This window comes from Microbacterium hibisci (assembly GCF_015278255.1).
GTDB lineage: Bacteria > Actinomycetota > Actinomycetes > Actinomycetales > Microbacteriaceae > Microbacterium > Microbacterium hibisci.
The window spans coordinates 102,417-122,937 of record NZ_JADIJC010000009.1 but is presented as its reverse complement, the minus strand read 5'-3'; the positions used below and the strand labels follow the sequence as shown (position 1 = coordinate 122,937).

The following is a 20,521-nucleotide window of genomic DNA, read 5'->3' as shown; positions in this document are numbered from 1 at the left end:
AGAAGAGCCACCAGGTCATCTCGCTCGTGAAGGAGCGTCGACTCTTCGGGGTGGATCCTCTCGAGCTCACGCGACCCGGCGCTCGACTTGCTGTGCGAGACACGAAGGAGGCGAGCATGACCGACACAGTCGAAACGGATGTGCTCGTCGTCGGTGCTGGCCCGACCGGGCTCATGCTCGCGACCTGCCTCGCGGCACTCGGCGTGCGCTGCGTCATCGTCGACGGCAAGTCGGGCCCGACGCGCGAGTCTCGCGCGCTCGTCCTGCAGGCCCGCACGATGGAGGTCTACGACCAGATCGGTCTCGTCGATCGGGTACTTGCCGAGGCGGAGATCGCGAGCGAGATCGTTCCCGGCTTCGAACGCCGGAGGTTTCGGGCGATCAACCTTCAGCGACTCGCGACGGGGACGACGCCCTATCCCCACCTCTACGTGCTCGAGCAGAGCAGGAACGAGCGCCTCTTGGTCGACCACCTCCAGGGGCTCGGCACGCGCGTGTGGTGGTCCCATCGGCTTCAGTCGATGGCGGTGACAGCCGACGGCCGTCTGGAGTGCGTGACCGACGGGGACGAAGTGGGGGTGATCCGCGCCAGATTCTGCGCGGGTGCGGACGGCGCGTCGTCGGCGGTGCGAGAGATGATGGGCATCCCGTTCGAAGGCAAGACGAACGTGCGCACGTTCTATGTCGCCGACGCCACCCACGTAGCAGGCCTGCCCGCAGATGCGATCAACCTGCGTTTCGGAGTGGACGATTTCCTCCTCGCCTTTCCGATGGGCGGGCAGGCCGACCATCGGCTGCTCGGCGTGGTTCGCGGCCCCGCTGAGGGCGTCACCGAGGATTCCGCGCGAAGCACACTCCGTCGTGTCTTCGAAGTGACGTATGGATCGTCGCGGTGGTTCTCGACCTACCGCGTTCATCATCGGGTCGCGGCGCGGTTTCGCGACGGTCCGGTGTTCCTCGCGGGCGATGCGGCCCACGTCCACTCCCCGGTGGGCGCACAGGGAATGAACACGGGTCTCCAAGATGCGCATAACCTCGCCTGCAAGATCGCCGACGTCGTTGCCGGCAGGGCGAGCGATGCCTACCTCGACCGGTACTCCGCTGAGCGCAGGCCGGTCGCGCGCAGGCTCGTCACCACGACAGATGCCATGTTCGCGATGATCACGTCCGATCGCCGGGTCGCGAGAGCGCTCCGACGATTCGTCGTCCGCTTCGCAGCACCCATCGGCGCGTCGCTCGTGCCACGGGTCGTCCGATCGCCGCGCATCTTCGAGTACCTGTCGCAGACACGGATCCACTACTGGATGACCGAGCAGCAGCGCATCGCCGCGCGCGCACGGCGAGGACGGGTGGTCGGCCGTCGCCTCCCATGGAACGGCGACAACTACGAGTCGCTGCGCACGATGACCTGGCAGGTGCACGGATACGGCGCTCTCGATCGCCGTGCGCTTCGCCGCGTCGGCGTCCGTCTCGGGCTGCGTGTGCGCTTCTTTCCCGTCGTGCGAAACCGCAGACTACGCCGCGGAGCGTGCTACCTCGTCAGACCGGACGGCTTCGTCGCGGCTGAATCTCGAGCAGAGCACGCGCATGCAGACTTCGCCGGCCACCTTCGGCAGATCGCGTGCGCATGAAAGCTCGATGCACCGCGTGTCGACGCCCGTCCCTCGCGGGCTTCATTCGAGTCGGTCAGGCCACCCGGTGATCATCGGCGAACCGCGAGCGCGCCGCCGAGCGCGCAGACCCCCGCCATCGTGAACGCCATCGATTGGTATGACCCGACCACCCCGGCGATGAGCGCCGCAAGTCCTGGTGCCAGTGCGGTGAGCGCTGTGACCGGTGCCGCGAGGGCCCCGTTGAGCCTGCCGTACGAGTCCGCACCCCACCGGTCGGCGACGGCCGACGCCTGGACGAGCGTCAGCGCACCCCGGATCGCGCCGGCGACGATCCCGGCGACGAAGATCCCCGCGGCGCCCGCAGCGAATCCGTAGGCGGTCAGCGCGGCCGCACCGAGTGCGCCGACCGATGCAGGCGCGATCCAGGGCGCCCTGATGTGGGGGATCATCAGGTACAGGAGGCGCCCGAGCACCTGGCCTGCGCCGATGAGTCCGAGCACCCATGCCGCGGCCTGCAGGTCCAGCCCTTTCTCAACCGAGAAAGGGACCGCGGACAGGGTCACCGCGTAGAGCGAGAACGACATGAGCGCGAACGAGCCGGTGACGATCCAGAAGCGAGCGGACAGCAGCACTCGCCGCGCCTCGCCGTTGCCGGCTGCCCGCGCGTCTATGTGAGCCCACCGGCTCTCGACGGTGAAGGCGTATGCAGGAAGCGCCGTGACGATCAGGATCGTGGCGAGCACGATGAAAGCCGTCCTCCAGCCGAGTTCGAGCACGAGCCACCCCGTGAGTGGCGCGAAGATGGTCGATGCGAGACCACCTGCGAGCGTCACCAGTGTCAATGGTCCCCGTCGCTCCGATCGGTAGCGATGAGTGATCACGGTGAAGGCCGCCTGGTAGAGCACTGCGGATTGACCTGCGCCGCACACGATCCACGCTGCGACGAAGACCCAGATCGTCGGCGAGGCTGCGGCCGCGAGCAGCGCGACGGTTGCGACGACCGCCCCGATCGACATGATGCGTCTTGGATGCCGGTCCAGCCATCGCCCGACGGGAATCGCGCACACGGCCGAGGTCAGCAATCCCGAGGTGATGGCGATGAAGACAGCACCGGCGTCCCATCCGGTGTCGTCCGCGATCCCCGGCGCGGCGACAAGAACGGCGTAGTACAGGACACCCCACGCGACGATCTGCGCGAACGCGAGAACAGCCAAGCGGGCGCCGCGCGAACGTCTTGTCATCAGTTCCGTGTGACAGCGGGCGCGGGCACTGCCACGGGGAACAGAAACTGGATCGCCGCGTAGCCGAGAGCTGCGCCGACGAGCTGGGCTCCGATGAACGGGAGCACTGACGCGGGAGCGATGCCGGCGAACGTGTCGCTGAACATGCGGCCGATCGTGATGGCGGGGTTCGCAAAACTCGTCGAGGAGGTGAAGAAGTAGGCCGCCCCGATGTAAGCGCCGACGGCCGGTGCAGCAAGGTGCGAGCGGCCGGTTCGCACCAGCGCGAAGATCAGCAGGACGAGTCCGGCGGTCGCCACGACCTCGGAGAGCAGCAGAGGCCAGGCAGAACGGTCGGTGGTGCTCCACGCGATCACGGGGGCGCCGAACATGACGTTGGCGAGGATCGCTCCCGTGATGCATCCGAGCACCTGCGCGGGCACGTAGACCGCGGCGGTCGACCATGTCCGCCGGTGCAGCGTGATGTCGACGAGCGTGACGACGGGATTGAAATGCGATCCCGAGACGGTCGCGAAGACGAGGATCAGGACTGCCAGTCCGAGGGCGGTGGCGAACGCGTTCTCGAAGAGCTGCAGTCCGACGTCGCCGGGGGAGAGGCGTTGCGCCGCAATCCCCGATCCGATCACGACAGCGGTGAGTCCTGTGCTGCCGAGGAACTCTCCGGCGGCAGCGCGAATGGTGTGCGTCACGAGGCGACGAGGAGCTGCGACACGCGGTCGAGGGCGCCGGGCACGAGCTTGAAATAGGCCCACGTGCCGCGCTTGCTGCGGGTGAGGAATCCGGCAGCGGTGAGGATCTTCAGGTGGTGCGAGACCGTCGGCTGACTGAGCCCGACCGGTTCGATCAGATCACAGACGCAGGCTTCGGAATCCTCGGATGCCGCGACGATGGACAGCAGACGCAGGCGAGTCGGATCAGCGAGCGCCTTCATGGTTGCGGCGAGCCGGTCGGCCTCCTCCGCACTCAGCGGCTCGCGCACCAGGGGCGCGCAGCACACACCGGCGGTGATGTCCGTCACGTCGAGCATCGTGGTCATGCATCGAGACTAGTCGATATTGACAGATGTCAATAGGTGGGTTCAGAATCTGGGTATCGAAGTTCGTCGATATCCGTTGGAGGATGCTGTGACCCTTCTCGACCTGACCCCCCGAGTCGCTGACGCCGGCCCGTCTTCGACCCTGCCTGTCGCGATCATCGGGGCGGGCCCGATCGGACTGGCCGCGGCCGCGAACCTTCTCGAGCGCGGCATCGACTTCATCGTGTTCGAATCCGGCGACGAGGTGGCAGCGAACGTGCGGGCCTGGGGCCACACCCGGCTCTTCTCGCCGTGGAAGCATCTGGTGGATCCCGCCTCCCGTCGGCTGCTGGAAGAAACCGGCTGGGAACTGCGCGACCCGGAGCGTGCGCCTACCGGGGCTGAACTGGTCGACGACTACGTCGCGCCGCTGGCCGCTCTGGACGACATCGCCGGGCGCATCCGGACCGGTGTCGAGGTGATCGGCGTCACCCGCGACGGGATGGACCGGACCCGCTCCGCCCGCCGCGCCTCCACCCCTTTCGCGGTGCGGATCCGCACCGCAGGGGGCGACGTCGAGGACTTCTCCGCGCGCGCTGTGATCGACGCGTCCGGCACGTACACGTCTCCGAATTCGCTCTCGTCGAGTGGGCTGGAGCTGTTGGGGATGGCGGACATCGCTGACCGTGTCGCGCCCGCGCTTCCCGATGTGCTCGGCAGGGATCGTGCGGAGTTCGCGGGCCGTCGTGTGACAGTGGTCGGCGCCGGGCACTCCGCCGCCAACACGCTGTTGGCCCTGGTGCGGCTCGCGCGCGAGGAACCGGGCACCACGGTGACCTGGCTGATCCGCAACGGCAAGGCGGTGCGGGTCTCGTCCTCTCCCGACGATGAGCTCACCGGTCGGGCGAACCTCGGCAGCCGGGTCGATGGGGCGGTGGAGCGTGGCGACATCGCCCTCGTCGACGGCTTCGAGATCATCCGCGCCCGCCGAGCGGGCGACGCGGTCGAACTGGTCGGCCACCGCCAGAGAGAGGTCGTCGCCCACGAGACCGACATCGTGGTCAATGCCACCGGGTTCCGGCCGAACCTCGACATCCTCCGCGAGATCCGCCTCGAGCTGGACGAGATCGTCGAAGCACCCAAGCGCCTCGCGCCGCTGATCGACCCGAACGTGCACTCGTGCGGCACCGTCGAGCCGCATGGATTCCGGGAGCTCACCCACCCGGAGCAAGGGTTCTTCATCGTCGGCATGAAGTCCTACGGACGCGCGCCGACATTCCTCCTCGCCACCGGGTACGAGCAGGTGCGCTCGGTGACGGCATGGCTCGCCGGCGACACCGCATCCGCGTCGAACGTCGAGCTGGTGCTTCCCGCGACGGGGGTCTGCTCCACCGACGCGGCCAACGGCGGTGGCTGCTGCTGATGATGACGGAACTGCGCGAGATGATGCCGGCTGATTGGCCGGCAGTCGAGCGGATCTATGCACAAGGCATCGAGGACGGGGAGGCGACCTTCGAGGTGGCCACCCCGACCTGGGCGGCGTTCGATGCCGGGAAGCTGCCCGTGCTGCGGTTCGTCGCCGTCGACGCCGCCGGTGTGCTTGTCGGATGGATCGCCGCGTCGCCGGTGTCTTCCCGTCCGGCGTACCGCGGCGTCGTCGAGCACTCGGTTTACATCGATCGCAGCGCTCGCGGACAAGGCATCGGCCGCCGCCTGCTTGATGTGTTCATCGACGCTGCCGAGGATGCGAGGATCTGGACGATCCAGTCGAGCATCTTCCCTGAGAACGCCGCGAGCCTCAGGCTCCACGAAGCGGCGGGCTTCCGAGTGGTGGGGCGGCGCGAACGCATCGCCCGATCGGGGGCCGGCCCGCACGCCGGCTGCTGGCGCGACACCCTCCTCATCGAGCGCCGCAGCGCCACCGTAGAGCGCGACTGAGCGTGGATGACGCGACCATCCGGCGGTACCTCAGCGAGTCCCGCCTCATCGTGCTCGACATCGTGCACGGCGGCGGTGCTCGCGACGGCGACGATGTCGCGCGGGTGTGGGCTGAGCGCCGGACGGCTCTCACCTCCGCTCATATGCGCCGACTGCCGCGGGTCGCCGGCCAGATTCTCTGGCAGCTGGCGAGCATGCAGTGGATCGAGCGTTCGGACGGAGAGTGGGCGGTGACCGGTCGGGGGCTCCATGCCCGTGATCTGGCGTCCGCGCTCGTGTGACGCCGCCCGGGGTCGTCGATAGACTTTCGTCTATGAATCCAGCGGTGAGTATCACCTCACTGGGGGATCCGACGCGTGTCCGCATAGTCCGACTGATCCGTGATTCGCAGGATGGGCGGGCCCTCGTCGGGGCGCTGGCGAGGTCCTTGGAACTGCGGCAGCCGACGGTCAGTCACCACATGAAGGCGCTGCACGACGACGGCATCGTCGTGCGAGAGCCGGACGGGCGCCGCGTCTGGTACTCGATCGCCCCTGCCCACGCCGATCTTGTCGACTCGATCCTCGGTGGCGCAGAGCGCGTCGACGAGCCTGATCTCGAGCGCATCGCCGACGACCTTTCCGTGCGCTTCCACGGCGTGTTCAGCCGTGAGACCGTCCGTGCGATCGTCCTGGACAGCCACCAGCTCCTGGCCGGTCACTCGCAGTCCCCGATGCTGGCCAGCCGCACGGCGACGTTTGCCGCCTCGCGGCTGGAGGCACTCCAGCGTGACGACGTACCCACCCCGGCCGTACCCACAGTGCTCTTCGTCTGCGTGCAGAACGCCGGTCGCTCTCAGATCGCCGCGGGAATCCTCCGACAGCTCGCCGGTGACCGAGTCGCGGTGCGAACGGCCGGCTCGGAGCCGGTCAGTGATGTGCGCCGGAGCATCGTCTCCGCGCTCAATGAGATCGGCGTTTCGCTGGGTGGCGAGTTCCCGAAGCCGCTCACCGATGAAGCCGTACGCGCGGCCGACGTCGTCGTCACGATGGGCTGCGGCGACGCGTGCCCGGTCTACCCCGGCCGCCGCTATCTGGACTGGGAACTCGAGGACCCGGTCGGCAAGTCACCTGAGCGAGTTCGTGCGATCAGGGACGACATCGAAGGGCGCGTCCGCAGGCTGCTCGATGAGTTGTTCCCCGAAAGTTCACCTGCAGCGACACGATAAATAGATAGATCACGGTCTATGCTTTCTGGTGAGAGAAAGCGAGACCGCCATGAGCGACAAGCCCACCGTCCTGTTCGTCTGCGTCCACAACGCCGGCCGTTCCCAGATGGCGGCCGGGTACCTTCGTGCGCTCGGCGGCGACGATGTCGAGGTGCTCTCCGCGGGGTCCGCGCCCAAGCACGTCATCAACCCGGTCGCGGTCGAGGCGATGGCCGAGGAAGGCATCGACATCGCCGGCAACACTCCCAAGGTGCTGACCGTCGACGCTGTGAAGGAATCGGATGTCGTGATCACGATGGGCTGCGGCGACGCGTGCCCGATCTTCCCCGGCAAGCGCTACGAGGACTGGGAGCTCGATGATCCCGCAGGTCAGGGGATCGAAGCCGTGCGACCGATCCGGGATGAGATCCGTGGTCGCGTAGAGGCGCTGCTGGCGGAGATTCTTCCCACGCGCGGTGCGGCATGATGGCGGCGACCGGGCAGGATGTCCTGATGTCGCCCGGTCCGGTCCTGCATCGCGCGGCGGAACGCCTCGCCATCCGATTCTCGACAGCCCTGCCGAGCTCGATCTCGATGGCGCGCGCCGCGTGCTCGACGATGTTCGGATCCGCGCGGCGCGGCTCTTCGGAGAACGCGCTCCAGACCGAGAGTGGGGCGGGCGGAGCGTGAGCCGACCGACCGATCCGGGCGGCATGCAGGGTGCATGTCGCTTGGCTGCACGAAACCCAGTGGCGGAGGATGGGGGATTCGAACCCCCGAGGGCTTGCACCCAACACGCTTTCCAAGCGTGCGCCATAGGCCACTAGGCGAATCCTCCAGGAGGCCCCGGAGGGCCGTCGACCATCCTACCCTGATCGGCTACCGTGCCCGAACCGGCGCGGTGCCGGCGTAGACGCTGCCGGGGCGGATGACGAGCGAACGCGGGGCCACGAGAGCGAGGATGCGGCGCGGCGTCGGCACCGAGGCGAGCAAAGCGACGCGGACGGCGGCTGCCGCGTCGGCCGCGGCATCCCCCATCCAGTACGACCGGGTGCCCGCACGCGAATAGCTGACGCGTTCGATCGCGGTGAGGACGGTGTTCATCTCGGATGCCGGAACCCCGTGCTCGTCGATGAGCCGGCGTGCGAAGGTGCGCGGGGTCTCGCTCGCGGGCACGGCGATGCCGACATCGATCGCCGCCTCCTGAAGGGCCTGCCACGCAGCCGCAGCGTCGCCGCGGCGTGCCGCCTGGTCCTGCTGCCGCCGGCGCAGCTCGCGGATCAGGAAGGGGAGCGAGAGCAGCACGAGCACGGCCGCGACCGCTCCGAAGATGGGCATCGGGTCGAGGGTGGTGCGCGTCGACGACCCGGCTGCTCCGCTGCGCTGCTCCTCGAGGTCGATCTGCGCGGCGTCGCCGGCGGCGGTCGGCGTCGTCGTGGCCTGCGGCGACGGCGCATCGGGATCGGTGGACTGACCGGGTGTCGTCGCCGCGGGGGAGAAGGTGGTCGGCACGCCGAGCCCGGATGTGGGTTCGAAGGGGATCCAGCCGATGCCCTCGAAGAACACCTCCGGCCACGCGTGCAGCTGCGAGCTCGACACGGCGAACACCGGCTGCCCGTCGACGCTCTCCGAGGTGGGGGTGCCCGGAAGGTAGCCCACGACGATGCGCGACGGCATGTTGAGCGTGCGTGCCATCAGCGCGAAGGCGGAGGCGAAATGAACGCAGTAGCCTTCACGCACCTCGAGGAAGCGGGCCACCGCGTCAGCGCCGCTGCCGTCGAAGCCCTCCTCGACGGGCGCCTCGAGCGAGTAGCGGAAGTCGGTGCCCCGGAACCAGCGCTGCAGCGCCGTCAGGCGGTCGTAGTCGTTGGTCGCTTCGGCGGTGACCTGCGCGGCGAGCTCGGCGATGGCCGGTGACACGTCGGTGGGCAGCTCCGTCGTCTCGTCGCGCACCTGCGCGCCGACGGACGCGGCGGCTCGCACCTGCTCGAGTGTCGGGCGCGGGGGCGTGTACACCACCTCGTAGGACTGGCCCTGCGTCGAGCCGCTCGTGGTGGCGACGGTGTGGTTGTAGGGGACGGCTCCCCAGAGCCCGCCGGCGAGCCCGCTGATGCCGACCGCGGGGTAGGGCACCGGCGCCCACGGCGAGTCGAGGTTCACGACGTCGACCCTCGCGGTGTAGTCCCCGAGCCGGACGTCGTCGCCCGAGGCGAGCTCGCCGAAGGCGCGCTCGCTGTCGAGCGACACCGTCTGCGAGCGGTCCGGCTCCCACACCCCGCCCTCGAACCGTGAAAGCGTGGTGGCCCGCAGATACGGCACGGTGGGTGCGTCGGTGCGCACGCGCAGCACCGTCGTCTCCTGCGGGCGTCTCAGGTCGTCGCCCAGCTGCAGGGTCGCGTCGATGCCGGGCCCCGGGCCCATGCCGCTGCCCGCGCGGGCACCGGGCTGCGGCAGCACCGGCGTCGCGACGACCGCCACGACGATGGCGATGGCGCCGATCCCCAGCGCGGTCGCGGGCACACCCGCGGTGCGCTCGGCCTCGCGCTCCAGCGGCTTCTCGCGCGACCGGGTCTCGGATCTGATGAGGAAGAGGACCGTCACGGCGAGGAAGACGAACCCGATGACGTCCACGTCGCTGGGAGCCGCGATCGCGGGGATGAGCGACACCGCGATGATCCCGACCGACGCGAGCAGCGGCATCCGCGCGGTCACCACGACGTGATCGACGACGATCGCCAGCAGTCCCATCGCCCCCACCACGACGAACGCCAGTGCGAGCGTGGTCTCGAGCGGGGCGGCGCCGACCGCGATCTCCTCCATGGCCGACTCGACCAGCACCGGGACGGCACGGAAGGTGTCGAGCGTGGGGATCACCCACAGGAGCGCCGTGCTGTTGAGGAAGACGAGCGTCATGAAGACGACCCAGACGGCGGCCTCGATGAGAGTGACGGCGACGGCCGGCAGCCGGTAGCGGCGCGCGGTGTAGCCCGCCGCGAGCACCAGCGCGGCCAGCGCGAGGGCACCGACGAGCCACCAGCCGGGATCGACCACGCGCACCACCGGGAGGAGGGCCGCGACGAGCGCCGCCAGGATCGAGAAGGCGAGCAGGCGCTCGCCGCCGCGGGCCCGCGGGGACCGCACCCGGTCAGCCGACGACATGATGCACCCCCCGGCCGATCGCGTTCGCCCACGGGAGGGCCAGGTCGCGGTCGGCCTGGATCGCCGCCACGTGCCATCCGTGGTCGGCGGCGATGTCGAGCGAATCGCCGACCGGACTGGTGCTGAGCAGCACGGGCAGAGTGCTGTGGTGGGCGATCGACCCCAGGGCCACCGCATCGGCGGGGTCGAGGCGGCCGACGACCAGCACGACGGGCCCTGTGGAGATCCCGGCGAACTGGCGGCCGAGCCGCGGCAGTGCGTCATCGCGCTGCGCCGTCACCGTCGCGAACCGCACGAGCATCGCGTCGACCTCGGTCATGTCGCCGCCGTCGATGCGCTCGACGAGCACGTTGCCCTCCGAATCGAGGACCTCGACGGCATAGCCGTCGTGCACCAGGCGCGCGACCGCCGACACGCACGCCGAGACGCCCGCCTCGAAACCCGGGTCGACCCCGGGTGCGCGCAGCGCCTCGGGTGACCAGCGCAGCGCCGCGCGATCGAGGACCACGGTCGCCTCGGGCGTGGACTCCTGCTCCTCCTGACGCACCATGAGCTCGTCGCGGTGCGCCGTCGCCCGCCAGTGGATGCGGCGCATCGAGTCGCCTGGCGCGTACGGCCGCGCGACCAGGTTATCGGCCCCCTGACCGAGCTGGTCGGTGGTGGTGTGGAGCAGTCCGCCGGTGGCGCCGGCATAGTCGATCAGCGGCGCCAGGTCGATGACCGCGGGGGCCACGGTGACGGGCGTGCGGTGATGGAAGACGACGGTGCGCCGCGCGAGACCGAACGGATCGGAGGAGCGCACGGTGAGCGGGCCGATCGGATGGACCCCGCGCCGGGCGCCGGTGACGGTGTACACCAGGTCGATGCTGCGGACGCCGCCGCGCTCACCGGCCCGGAGGCCCGAGCCCAGCGCCGGGAAGGCGCCCTCGGCCGTGCCGCGGAGACCTTTGGGAAGCGTGTCGTGCCACGTGCCCGGGGCGGTCGGCAGGGCCGTGCGCACCTCGACGCGCACCGACACCCGGGACTCGCCGCCCACCGAGGCCACGTCGGGCACCAGAGAGCGTGTGACGGTCTCGGTACGGCGGCCGAGGTAGAGCGAGGCGACGCTCGCGGCGACGACCGCGATCAGCAGGATGCCGAAGTACATCAGCTCGACGAGCCCCGCTTCACCCGCCACGATGAAGCAGGCGACCGCGAGGACCACCGCCCCGGTTCCCCGGACGGTCAGCGGCCACACGCGTCTCATGCTCGGCTCACTGACGAGAGGCGATCGGCACGCGCACGCTCGCGGCGATGCGGTCCAGGATCGTGGCGATCGCCTCGGAGGCGTTGGCCGCCCTTGCTCCACCCGCGGCGCGGGTGGGGATGAGCCGGTGTGCGAACACCGGCGCGAGGAGCGCGGTCACGTCGTCCGGGATGACGAACGACCGACCGTCGAGCGCGGCCCACACCTTGGCGGCGCGGGCGAGCTGGAGCGTCGCACGAGGACTCGCGCCGAGGCGCAGGTCGCTGTGGGTGCGGGTGGCCTGAGCGAGCGCGACGGCGTAGTCCTCGATGGCCGGCGCGACGTGGACCGCGCGGGCCCACGCGACGAGCCCGGCCACCTCGTCGGCCGAGACGACCGGTGCGAGCTGGTCGAGCGGATTCACGGTGTCGCGCTGCCGCAGCATGAGCGCCTCCGACCGCGCGTCGGGGTAGCCCATCGAGATCCGCATCATGAAACGGTCGCGCTGCGCCTCGGGCAAGGCGTAGGTGCCCTCCATCTCGAGCGGGTTCTGGGTCGCGACGACGAGGAAGGGGTCGGGCACGTAGTGCGTCCGCCCGTCGACCGTCACCTGGCGCTCCTCCATGGCCTCCAGGAGAGCCGACTGCGTCTTGGGGGAGGAGCGGTTGATCTCATCCGCGATGACGATGTTCGCGAAGATCGCTCCGGGCTTGAATTCGAACTCGCGCTCGACGGGGTTGAAGACGCTCACGCCCGTCACGTCGCCGGGCAGCAGGTCGGGCGTGAACTGGATGCGCCGCACCGTCGCGTCGACGGAGGTCGCCAGGGCACGGGCCAGCATGGTCTTGCCCACGCCGGGAACGTCCTCGATGAGCAGGTGCCCCTCGGCCAGGAGGCACACCAGCGCGCTGCGCACCGCGTCGGGCTTGCCGTCGATGACGCTGCCGACCGCGTCGAGGATCGCGTCGGTGACACGCGCGAAACCGTCCGCCGTCAGAGCTTCGCGCCCACCCGCATCGCGGGGTGCGGCATCCGTCATCGCGGTATCGGCCATCGCGAACTCCTGTTCCGCCGTCCGGCGAGCGGTTCTCGGGTGAGGCGCGGGCTCCCTCGCCCACGCGACCGATCCTAATCGCGCTGATAACGGAACGGTATCGCTCGCGCTGGGAGAAGCCTGGGTGGCCGTGCGCCTGGGTCCGCTGGTCGTGTGACACGGGGCCACCCCGCGACGGGTTAGACTTGACCCAGCTCTCCGCGAGGCGGCATCCAGGCCAACTCCCCCAGGACGGAAACGTAGCAAGGGTAACCAGGCTCTGCCGGGTTCGCGGAGAGTCTTACTTTTCCCGGGCGCTTCGACGAGCTCAGCGGCCGGAACCCGCTCAGCGACCGGCGGACTCCTCAGCGGCGAGACGCCTCAGCGGTGAGACGTCTCGGCGGCCGGACATCGCGGCGGCCGGAACTCGCTCAGCGACCGGCGGCGAAGGGGCCGTCGAGCACCGCCCACTGCAGCAGCATGACCGTCTTCGCGTCCTGGATGCGCCCGTCCCGCACCATCGCGAGCGCCTCGTCGATGTCGAGTTCGAGCAGCTCGATGTGCTCGCCCTCCTCGGCGAGGCCGCCGCGATCGCCGGAGCGGGAGGCGCCGTCGTACGGCGCCGCGTAGAAGTGCAGCCGTTCGGTGACCGAACCCGGGCTCATGTAGACGTCCCACACGTGCTGCAGCTCGCCGATCTCGACTCCCGTCTCCTCCGCCGCCTCACGGCGGATCGCCGTGGCCGGATCGTCCTCGTCGAGGAGCCCTGCGGCGGTCTCGATGAGCATTCCGTCGGGGTGGTCGTTGACATAGACGGGGTAGCGGAACTGCCGCGTCAGCAGCACGGTGCGGCGAGCGGCGTCGTAGAGCAGCACGGTGGCACCGTTGCCGCGGTCGTACGTCTCGCGCTGCTGGGTCTCCCAGCGCCCCGAGGGCGTGCGGTACTCCAGCGTGGTGCGCCGCAGCACGTGCCAGGCCGATGCCAGCAGCTCGACATCCGTGATCTTCACATCGGGGTTGCGGTCGAGGTCTCGGCCTGTCCGGTCGAGGCCGGTGCGTCCGCGATGGTCGGGGATGTCGGTTCCAGGGCGAGGCTCGTGCATGCCGTCGAGGGTATCCGCCGGAGGGCGTCGCCCCCGCCTCGGGCCGGCGTCCTGCTTTTGATCCGGTGGCACGCCTGGCCGCGGCATCCGGCTCGCCCATAGGCTGGACGGGTGGCGCAGAGCATCTACATCACGTCGGCGGAAGGTCACTCGGGCAAGTCCACGGTCGCGCTGGGCGTGCTGGACGCGTTGAGTCATGCGACGCCGCGGGTCGGCGTGTTCCGCGCCATCGCACGGTCGACCGTCGAGCGCGACTACGTCCTCGAGATGCTGCTCGATCACGACGGCGTCGACCTGCCGTACGACGACTGCATCGGCGTCACGTACGACGACGTGCGACGGGATCCGGATGCCGCGCTCGCGACGATCGTCGAGCGCTACAAGGCGGTAGAAGCCCAGTGCGATGCGGTCGTCATCGTCGGCAGCGACTACACCGACGTCGGGAGCCCGGCAGAGCTGGCGTACAACGCGCGCATCGCCGCGAACCTCGGCGCCCCGGTGCTGCTGGTGCTCGGCGGCCGATCGGCGCAGAACCAGACGCAGCCCGAGCAGCTCGGTTCGTCGCTCGCCCGCACGCCGGCCGAGATGGGCCAGATCGCCGATCTCGCGCTCGCCGAGCTCGAGCACGGGCGCGCGCAGCTCTTCGCGGTCGTCGCCAACCGTGCCGATCCGGTGCGCACCGACGAGACCCTCCAGGCGCTGCGCCGCTCGATCGACGCGCACCTCGGCGGTGCGCCGCGCACGCCCGTCCCGGCCGCCGGGCCGAAGGCCTCGGTTCCGGTCTGGGCGATTCCCGAGGACCGCTACCTCGTCGCCCCCTCGATCCGCGGCATCATGCGCTCGGTCGACGGCGAGCTGATCGCCGGAGACCCCGACCGGCTCACGCGCGAGGCGCTGGCCGTCGTGGTGGCGGGCATGTCGATGGTGAACGTGCTGCCGCGCCTGCTCGAGGGCGCCGTCGTCATCATTCCCGCCGATCGTTCGGAAGTCCTGCTGGCGACCCTGCTCGCCAATGCCTCGGGCACATTCCCGTCGATCTCGGGCATCGTCCTCAACGGCGGCTTCGAGCTGCCCGAGCCCGTCACCCGCCTCATCGACGGCCTCGGATCGAGCGTGCCGGTCATCACGACCGACCTCGGCACCTACGAGACGGCCGTGCGCATCATGGGCACCCGCGGCCGGCTGGCCGCCGACTCGCAGCGCCGCTACGACACGGCGCTGTCGCTCTTCGAGCAGAGCGTCGACACCGACGAGCTCCTCGTCGCGTTCGGGCTCGCGCGGGCGACGGTGGTGACCCCCCTCATGTTCGAGTTCCAGCTCATCGAGCGGGCGCGCGCGCAGCGGAAGAAGATCGTGCTGCCGGAGGGCGACGACGACCGGGTGCTGCGGGCGGCCGCGACGGTGCTCAAGCGCGGCATCGCGGACCTCGTGATCCTGGGCGAGCCGTTCGAAGTGCGCTCGCGCGCCGTCGAACTCGGCATCGACCTGCAGAGCGCCGAGGTGCTGTCGCCTCTGGACGCCGTCCATGTGCACAAGTTCGCCGAGGAGTACGCGCGCCTGCGCGCCCATAAGGGCGTGACGGTGGCGCAGGCGGCCGACACCGTCACCGACGTGTCGTACTTCGGCACGATGATGGTGCACCTCGGACTCGCCGACGGCATGGTGTCGGGCGCCGCGCACACGACGGCTCACACGATCCGCCCGGCGTTCGAGATCATCAAGACCCGCCCGGGCGTCTCGGTCGTCTCGAGCGTGTTCCTCATGGCGCTCGCGGACCGCGTGCTTGTCTACGGCGACTGCGCCGTGATCCCCGACCCCACGAGCGAGCAGCTCGCCGACATCGCGATCTCGTCCGCGGCGACGGCCTCTCAGTTCGGCATCCATCCCCGCGTGGCGATGCTGTCGTACTCGACGGGGGAGTCGGGGTCGGGTGCCGACGTCGAGAAGGTGAGGGATGCCACGGCCCTCGTCCGCTCGCGGGCGCCGGAGCTGCTCGTGGAAGGGCCGATCCAGTACGACGCCGCGGCCGACGCCGCCGTGGCGGCGGCGAAGATGCCGGGATCCGAGGTCGCGGGACGCGCGACGGTGTTCGTCTTCCCCGACCTCAACACGGGCAACAACACCTATAAGGCGGTGCAGCGGTCGGCCGGTGCGGTCGCGATCGGGCCCGTGCTGCAGGGGCTCAACAAGCCCATCAACGACCTCTCCCGCGGCGCGCTGGTCGACGACATCGTCAACACGATCGCCATCACCGCGATCCAGGCGCAGGGGGAGTGATGCGCTCTTCGGTCGTTGAGCGAGCGGAGCGAGACGAAACGCTCTCGCGCGTTCGCCACGTTTCGTCTCGCTCGTTCCTCGCTCGCTCAACGACCCGCATCAAGGAGACAACGCGATGACACCGGTCCTCGTCATCAACAGCGGGTCGTCGTCGTTCAAGTACCAGCTGATCGACATGAGCACCGAGCGCACGCTCGCCTCGGGTCTCGTGGAGCGCATCGGCGCCGAATCCGGCGTCGCGCGCCACACGGTCTACGCGACCGCTTCGGCAAGCTCAGCGAGCGGGGAAGTCGCCGGCACACCGACGTTCCTGGACGCGACGCGCACGCGCGAGCTGCCGATCCCCGATCACACCGCGGGGTTCGCGGTCATGCTCGAGGCGTTCGCGTCGGACGGCCCGTCGCTCGCCGACACGCCCCCCATCGCGGTCGGCCACCGGGTGGTGCACGGCGGCGCCCGGTTCTTCGAGCCGACGCTCATCACACCGCTGGTGGAGATCAACATCGACGAGCTGTCGGTGCTCGCGCCGCTCCACAACCCGGCGAACCTCGCCGGCATCGTCGCCGCGCGAGAGGCGTTCCCCGACGTGCCGCACGTCGCGGTGTTCGACACGGCGTTCCACCAGACGCTGGAGCCGGCGGCCTACACGTACGCCATCGACGCCGAGGTCGCGGCATCCCACCGCATTCGCCGGTACGGCTTCCACGGCACGTCGCACAAGTTCGTCAGCGAGGCCGCCGCGGCGTTCGTCGGGCGGCCGCTCGGCGAGCTGAAGCAGATCGTCTTCCATCTGGGCAACGGAGCGTCGGTCACCGCGATCGACGGCGGCCGCTCGATCGACACCTCGATGGGCTTCACCCCGCTCGAGGGCCTCGTGATGGGCACGCGCTCGGGCGACATCGATCCGGCCGTGCTGTTCCAGCTGGCCCGCCGCGCGGGCATGTCGATCGACGACCTCGACGATCTGCTCAACAAGCGCAGCGGCCTGCTGGGCCTGGCGGGCTCCAACGACCTGCGCGACATCCGGGCGGGCATCGAGGCGGGCGACCCCAGAGCGCTCCTCGCGTTCCAGGTGTACGTGCACCGGCTTCGCGGGTACGCCGGCGCCTATCTCGCCCAGCTCGGCGGCGCCGACGTCATCTCCTTCACGGCCGGTGTCGGCGAGAACGCGCCGCACGTGCGCGCGGGAGCGCTCGAGACCCTCGGCTTCGCCGGGGTCGAGATCGACCCCGAGCGCAACGAGAGCCCGCAGCGCGGCATCCGTGTGATCTCGACGGATGCCTCGACCGTGACCGTCCTCGTCGTCCCGACCGACGAGGAGCTCGAGATCGCCCGGCAGACCCTGAGCGTTGCCGCGACGTAACCGTCAAGGGTGTGAACCCGACACGCGCCCGCATTACGCTTGCTGGACGGCGCGAAGGAGTGCCGATGCACCCGCACCCGCACCCGGAGGTTCTGTGGCACACGACGCCCTGCCCGATCTGACCGCTTATGACGCCGTGCTGTTCGATCTGGACGGCGTCTTGACGCCCACCGCCGAAGTGCACATGCACGCGTGGCAGTCCATGTTCGAAGAGCTCTTCGCCGCGTGGGACATCACCCCGCCGTACACCGAGCGCGACTACTTCGACCACCTGGACGGCAAGAAGCGCTACGACGGCGTCGCCGCCCTGCTGAGGTCCCGCGACGTCGAGGTGCCGTGGGGCGATCCCTCCGATCCGCCGACGGCCGACACCGTGTGCGGCATCGGCAACCGCAAGAACGCCGTGTTCGAGCGCGTGCTGCGCGCGGAGGGGATCGCGCCGTACCCGGGCTCCCTGCGCCTGCTCGATCTGCTCGCGGCGGCCGGCACCCCCGTCGCCGTCGTGTCGAGCTCCAAGAACGCGGAAGAGGTGCTCGCGGCAGCCGGCATCCGTGACCGCTTCGCCGTCGTGATGGACGGCGTCATCGCAGAGCGCGACCACCTCGCCTCCAAGCCCGCCCCCGACGTCTTCGTCGAGGCGGCGCGGATGCTGCAGGTCGAGCCGGCGCGCAGCGTCGCCGTCGAGGACGCCATCAGCGGCGTCCAGTCGGCTGCCGCCGGGGGCTTCGCGCTCGTGGTGGGGGTCGACCGCGGTGCCGGCGAGGAGGACCTCGTCGAAGCCGGCGCGCACGTGGTGGTCCAGGACCTGGAGGAGTTCGCACGATGATGGATCGCGACCGGTTCCCCGTCGACCCGTGGCGACTGGTGGAGAAGACGTTCGACCTCGACGACGCGGGCGTCACCGAGACGCTGTTCGCCGTCGGCAACGGCTACCTCGGCCTGCGCGGAAACCAGCCCGAGGGGCGGTTCGCACACGAGCACGGCACCTTCATCAACGGGTTCCACGAGACGTTCCCGATCCGGCACGCCGAGCAGGCCTACGGCTTCGCCGAGGTGGGGCAGGCGATCATCAACGCCCCCGACGCGAAGGTCATGCGGGTCTACGTCGACGACGAGCCGCTGTCGCTGGATGTCGCCGACGTGCGGGAGTACGAGCGTGTGCTCGACATGCGCGACGGTGCGATGCGCCGGCACACGGTGTGGGTGACGCCGTCGGGCAAGGAGGTGCGGATCGAGATCGAACGGCTGGTGTCGTTCGAGGAGAAGCACCTGGCCGTGATGAGCGTCGCGGTCACCGTGCTCAACGCCGACGCGCCGGTCACGATCAGCTCGCAGATCATCAACCGGCAGGACGGCGAGGACGTCTACGGCGGCACCCCGACCGCGCCCAAGCGCGCGGGCTTCGATCCGCGCAAGACGGAGAAGTTCCAGGAGCGCGTGCTGCAGCCGCAGGAGTACTGGCAGGACAAGCTGCGCTCGGCGCTGTCGTACCGGGTGACCGACTCGGGGATGACCATCGCGGTCGTCGCCGACCACCTGGTCGAGACCGAGAACGACTACACCACCCGCACCCTCATTGAGCCCGACATCGCCAAGAACGTCTTCCGCGTGCAGGCGAAGGCGGGCGTGCCTGTCCACGTCACGAAGCTCGTGAGCTACCACACCTCTCGCGGCGTGCCGGCGCGCGAGCTCGTCGACCGGTGCCGCCGCACGCTGGACCGTGCCCTCGACGAGGGCGTGGCGGCCGTGCGGGCTCAGCAGCGCGCGTGGCTCGACGCGTTCTGGGAGCGGTCGGATGTGCGCATCGAAGGCCACGACGACCTGCAGCAGGCGACCCGCTGGTGCCTGTTCCAGCTCGCGCAGGCCTCTGCCCGCGCCGACGGGCAGGGTGTGCCGGCGAAGGGCATGACCGGGTCGGGCTACTCGGGCCACTACTTCTGGGACACCGAGATCTACGTGCTGCCCTTCCTCGCGTACACGACGCCGCTCTGGGCCCGCAACGCGCTGCGGATGCGATACCTGATGCTTCCGGCCGCGCGCCGTCGCGCCTTCCAGCTCAACGAGGCGGGCGCGCTCTTCCCGTGGCGGACGATCAACGGCGAGGAGGCCTCGGCCTACTACGCCGCCGGCACGGCGCAGTACCACATCAACGCCGACGTCAGCTATGCGCTCGCCAAGTACGTGCGTGCGACCGGCGACGACGAGTTCCTCTACCGCGAGGGCGTCGACATCGCCGTCGAGACGGCTCGACTGTGGGCGACGCTCGGCTTCTGGCGCTCGAGCGACGGGGTGCTCGACGGCGAGGGCGACACGTTCCACATCCACGGCGTGACCGGACCCGACGAGTACACGACGGTCGTGAACGACAACCTGTTCACGAACGTCATGGCGCGCTTCAACCTGCGCTTCGCAGCCCGGACCATCCGAGAGATGGCCGAGGTCGACGGCGAGGTGTACCGCCAGATGGTCGACCGGCTCGCGCTCGAGCCCGGGGAGCCCGAGGCGTGGGAGCATGCCGCGGAGGCGATGCACATCCCGTTCAGCCCGACCCTCGGCATCCATCCGCAGGATCACGTGTTCCTGGAGCGCGAGATCTGGGATCTCGAGAACACGCCGCCCGACAAGCGGCCGCTGCTGCTGCACTTCCACCCGCTCGTGATCTACCGCTACCAGGTGCTGAAGCAGGCCGACGTCGTGCTCGCGCTGTACCTGCAGGGCAACCACTTCTCCGACGAGGACAAGCTCGCCGACTTCGAGTACTACGACCCGCTCACCACCGGCGACTCGACGCTCTCGGCGGTGGTGCAGGCGATCCTCGCCGCCGAGGTCGGCTATCAGGACCTCGCGCTCGAGTACTTCCGGCAGTCGATCTTCGTCGACCTCGGCGACCTGCACCACAACGCCGCGGACGGGGTGCACGTCGCCTCCGCCGGCGGCGTGTGGACGGCTCTCGTGGCGGGCTTCGGCGGCATGCGCGACCACTTCGGCGAGCTGTCGTTCGACCCGCGGCTGCCCGCGGCCTGGCCGTCGCTCGAGTTCGTGCTGCACTGGCACGGCACACGTCTCGTCGTCACCGTGACCCGCGAAGAGCTCCGCGTGCGCGCGACCGAGGGCGACCCCGTCGGCTTCAGCGTGCGGGGAGTCGGCTACGTGGTCGGCGCGGGCGAAGAGGTCGTCGCGCCGCTCGACGGACAGGGGCCGGTGATCGCCGGGCGCCCGACCCTCCGCGAGCTCGGCGACGCCCGCCGCGAGGACGGGTCGCTGCTGTCGGCCTCGGTGCCGACCGTCACCTCCACGATCCCGATCGTGGTCGGCGCCGCCGACGTCGAGCACGGCGCCGACGTGTAGCACTGCCCCCGAGCCGTAGG

The 20,521-nt window shown here is 69.9% G+C and carries 17 protein-coding genes, 1 tRNA gene and 1 other RNA gene; 11 read left to right on the top strand and 8 right to left on the bottom strand.

Translation table 11 applies throughout. The annotated features are described in order from the left end of the window. Positions 1-116: 116 nt before the first annotated feature. Entirely contained in the window at positions 117-1,631 is a 1,515-nt protein-coding gene (locus IM770_RS15560) for an FAD-dependent monooxygenase (RefSeq protein WP_203582066.1), read from the top strand. 71 nt (positions 1,632-1,702) lie between these two features. On the opposite strand, the gene IM770_RS15555 is transcribed toward IM770_RS15560, so the two are convergent. Genes IM770_RS15555 through IM770_RS15545 form a run of 3 tightly spaced genes read right to left on the bottom strand, consistent with a single transcriptional unit; the run spans position 1,703 to position 3,890 of the window. Beyond that, positions 1,703-2,854 carry an MFS transporter gene (locus IM770_RS15555; protein ID WP_203582065.1) on the bottom strand — a complete coding sequence of 384 codons (1,152 nt, stop codon included), beginning with the start codon at positions 2,852-2,854 and terminating at the stop codon, positions 1,703-1,705. After that, the gene (locus IM770_RS15550; RefSeq protein ID WP_203582064.1) at positions 2,854-3,543 is read right to left on the bottom strand and encodes an aquaporin; all 690 of its coding nucleotides are present in this window, start codon (positions 3,541-3,543) and stop codon (positions 2,854-2,856) included. The genes IM770_RS15555 and IM770_RS15550 overlap by 1 nt, the downstream gene beginning before the upstream one ends. Beyond that, the gene (locus IM770_RS15545) at positions 3,540-3,890 is read right to left on the bottom strand and encodes an ArsR/SmtB family transcription factor (RefSeq protein ID WP_203582063.1); all 351 of its coding nucleotides are present in this window, start codon (positions 3,888-3,890) and stop codon (positions 3,540-3,542) included. Before IM770_RS15545 ends, IM770_RS15550 begins: the two co-directional genes overlap by 4 nt. 88 nt (positions 3,891-3,978) lie before the next feature. On the opposite strand from IM770_RS15545, the gene IM770_RS15540 reads away from it, so the two are divergent. The 5 genes from IM770_RS15540 to IM770_RS15520 are packed head-to-tail and all read left to right on the top strand — an operon-like array spanning position 3,979 to position 7,480. Then, positions 3,979-5,292, top strand: a complete 1,314-nt coding sequence (locus tag IM770_RS15540; protein WP_203582062.1) for an NAD(P)-binding domain-containing protein — start codon at positions 3,979-3,981, stop codon at positions 5,290-5,292. 2 nt (positions 5,293-5,294) lie between these two features. Then, complete coding sequence (locus IM770_RS15535; protein WP_203582139.1) at positions 5,295-5,807, top strand: GNAT family N-acetyltransferase; 513 nt, start codon at positions 5,295-5,297, stop codon at positions 5,805-5,807. Between the two features lie 2 nt (positions 5,808-5,809). Further along, positions 5,810-6,088, top strand: a complete 279-nt coding sequence (locus IM770_RS15530) for a hypothetical protein (protein ID WP_203582061.1) — start codon at positions 5,810-5,812, stop codon at positions 6,086-6,088. 32 nt (positions 6,089-6,120) lie between these two features. Next, positions 6,121-7,014: a metalloregulator ArsR/SmtB family transcription factor gene (locus tag IM770_RS15525; protein WP_203582060.1), complete on the top strand. Its 894-nt coding sequence runs from the start codon at positions 6,121-6,123 to the stop codon at positions 7,012-7,014. 49 nt (positions 7,015-7,063) lie between these two features. Then, on the top strand, positions 7,064-7,480 hold the full coding sequence (locus IM770_RS15520; RefSeq protein WP_203582059.1) for an arsenate reductase ArsC: 417 nt from the start codon (positions 7,064-7,066) through the stop codon (positions 7,478-7,480). A gap of 263 nt (positions 7,481-7,743) precedes the next feature. On the opposite strand, the gene IM770_RS15515 is transcribed toward IM770_RS15520, so the two are convergent. The 4 genes from IM770_RS15515 to IM770_RS15500 all read right to left on the bottom strand — a co-directional run bounded on the left by IM770_RS15515 (position 7,744) and on the right by IM770_RS15500 (position 12,416). After that, positions 7,744-7,831, bottom strand: a tRNA-Ser gene (locus tag IM770_RS15515). 41 nt (positions 7,832-7,872) lie between these two features. Then, entirely contained in the window at positions 7,873-10,152 is a 2,280-nt protein-coding gene (locus IM770_RS15510; protein ID WP_203582058.1) for a transglutaminase TgpA family protein, read from the bottom strand. Continuing rightward, entirely contained in the window at positions 10,139-11,398 is a 1,260-nt protein-coding gene (locus IM770_RS15505) for a DUF58 domain-containing protein (RefSeq protein WP_203582057.1), read from the bottom strand. Before IM770_RS15505 ends, IM770_RS15510 begins: the two co-directional genes overlap by 14 nt. 7 nt (positions 11,399-11,405) lie before the next feature. Beyond that, positions 11,406-12,416: an AAA family ATPase gene (locus IM770_RS15500; RefSeq protein ID WP_372430697.1), complete on the bottom strand. Its 1,011-nt coding sequence runs from the start codon at positions 12,414-12,416 to the stop codon at positions 11,406-11,408. A gap of 204 nt (positions 12,417-12,620) precedes the next feature. Between IM770_RS15500 and ffs the strand changes: the two genes are divergently transcribed. Further along, positions 12,621-12,717: signal recognition particle sRNA small type (ffs, locus tag IM770_RS15495), an RNA gene on the top strand. A gap of 124 nt (positions 12,718-12,841) precedes the next feature. Here the strand turns inward: ffs and IM770_RS15490 are convergent. Beyond that, a complete protein-coding gene (locus IM770_RS15490; RefSeq protein WP_203582055.1) occupies positions 12,842-13,513 on the bottom strand; it encodes an NUDIX domain-containing protein in 672 nt (223 codons plus the stop codon). A 111-nt stretch (positions 13,514-13,624) separates the two neighbouring features. On the opposite strand from IM770_RS15490, the gene pta reads away from it, so the two are divergent. From pta to IM770_RS15470, 4 genes are all read left to right on the top strand, one after another. Continuing rightward, positions 13,625-15,790, top strand: coding sequence for a phosphate acetyltransferase (pta, locus tag IM770_RS15485; RefSeq protein WP_203582054.1), 2,166 nt, complete (start codon positions 13,625-13,627; stop codon positions 15,788-15,790). 115 nt (positions 15,791-15,905) lie between these two features. After that, a complete protein-coding gene (locus IM770_RS15480; protein ID WP_203582053.1) occupies positions 15,906-17,153 on the top strand; it encodes an acetate/propionate family kinase in 1,248 nt (415 codons plus the stop codon). Positions 17,154-17,247: 94 nt separating this feature from the next. Continuing rightward, positions 17,248-17,979, top strand: a complete 732-nt coding sequence (locus IM770_RS15475) for an HAD family hydrolase (RefSeq protein WP_203582052.1) — start codon at positions 17,248-17,250, stop codon at positions 17,977-17,979. Then, a complete protein-coding gene (locus IM770_RS15470; RefSeq protein WP_203582051.1) occupies positions 17,976-20,501 on the top strand; it encodes a glycoside hydrolase family 65 protein in 2,526 nt (841 codons plus the stop codon). The genes IM770_RS15475 and IM770_RS15470 overlap by 4 nt, the downstream gene beginning before the upstream one ends. Positions 20,502-20,521: the final 20 nt, after the last annotated feature.

What these genes read in the sequence shown, in the direction of transcription:
- IM770_RS15560 (WP_203582066.1), top strand. Translation starts at nt 117, where the DNA reads ATGACCGACACAGTCGAAACGGATGTGCTCGTCGTCGGTGCTGGCCCG.
- IM770_RS15555 (WP_203582065.1), bottom strand. Translation starts at nt 2,854, where the DNA reads ATGACAAGACGTTCGCGCGGCGCCCGCTTGGCTGTTCTCGCGTTCGCG.
- IM770_RS15545 (WP_203582063.1), bottom strand. Translation starts at nt 3,890, where the DNA reads ATGACCACGATGCTCGACGTGACGGACATCACCGCCGGTGTGTGCTGC.
- IM770_RS15535 (WP_203582139.1), top strand. Translation starts at nt 5,295, where the DNA reads ATGACGGAACTGCGCGAGATGATGCCGGCTGATTGGCCGGCAGTCGAG.
- IM770_RS15525 (WP_203582060.1), top strand. Translation starts at nt 6,121, where the DNA reads ATGAATCCAGCGGTGAGTATCACCTCACTGGGGGATCCGACGCGTGTC.
- IM770_RS15520 (WP_203582059.1), top strand. Translation starts at nt 7,064, where the DNA reads ATGAGCGACAAGCCCACCGTCCTGTTCGTCTGCGTCCACAACGCCGGC.
- IM770_RS15510 (WP_203582058.1), bottom strand. Translation starts at nt 10,152, where the DNA reads ATGTCGTCGGCTGACCGGGTGCGGTCCCCGCGGGCCCGCGGCGGCGAG.
- IM770_RS15505 (WP_203582057.1), bottom strand. Translation starts at nt 11,398, where the DNA reads ATGAGACGCGTGTGGCCGCTGACCGTCCGGGGAACCGGGGCGGTGGTC.
- IM770_RS15500 (WP_372430697.1), bottom strand. Translation starts at nt 12,416, where the DNA reads ATGACGGATGCCGCACCCCGCGATGCGGGTGGGCGCGAAGCTCTGACG.
- IM770_RS15490 (WP_203582055.1), bottom strand. Translation starts at nt 13,513, where the DNA reads ATGCACGAGCCTCGCCCTGGAACCGACATCCCCGACCATCGCGGACGC.
- IM770_RS15480 (WP_203582053.1), top strand. Translation starts at nt 15,906, where the DNA reads ATGACACCGGTCCTCGTCATCAACAGCGGGTCGTCGTCGTTCAAGTAC.
- IM770_RS15470 (WP_203582051.1), top strand. Translation starts at nt 17,976, where the DNA reads ATGATGGATCGCGACCGGTTCCCCGTCGACCCGTGGCGACTGGTGGAG.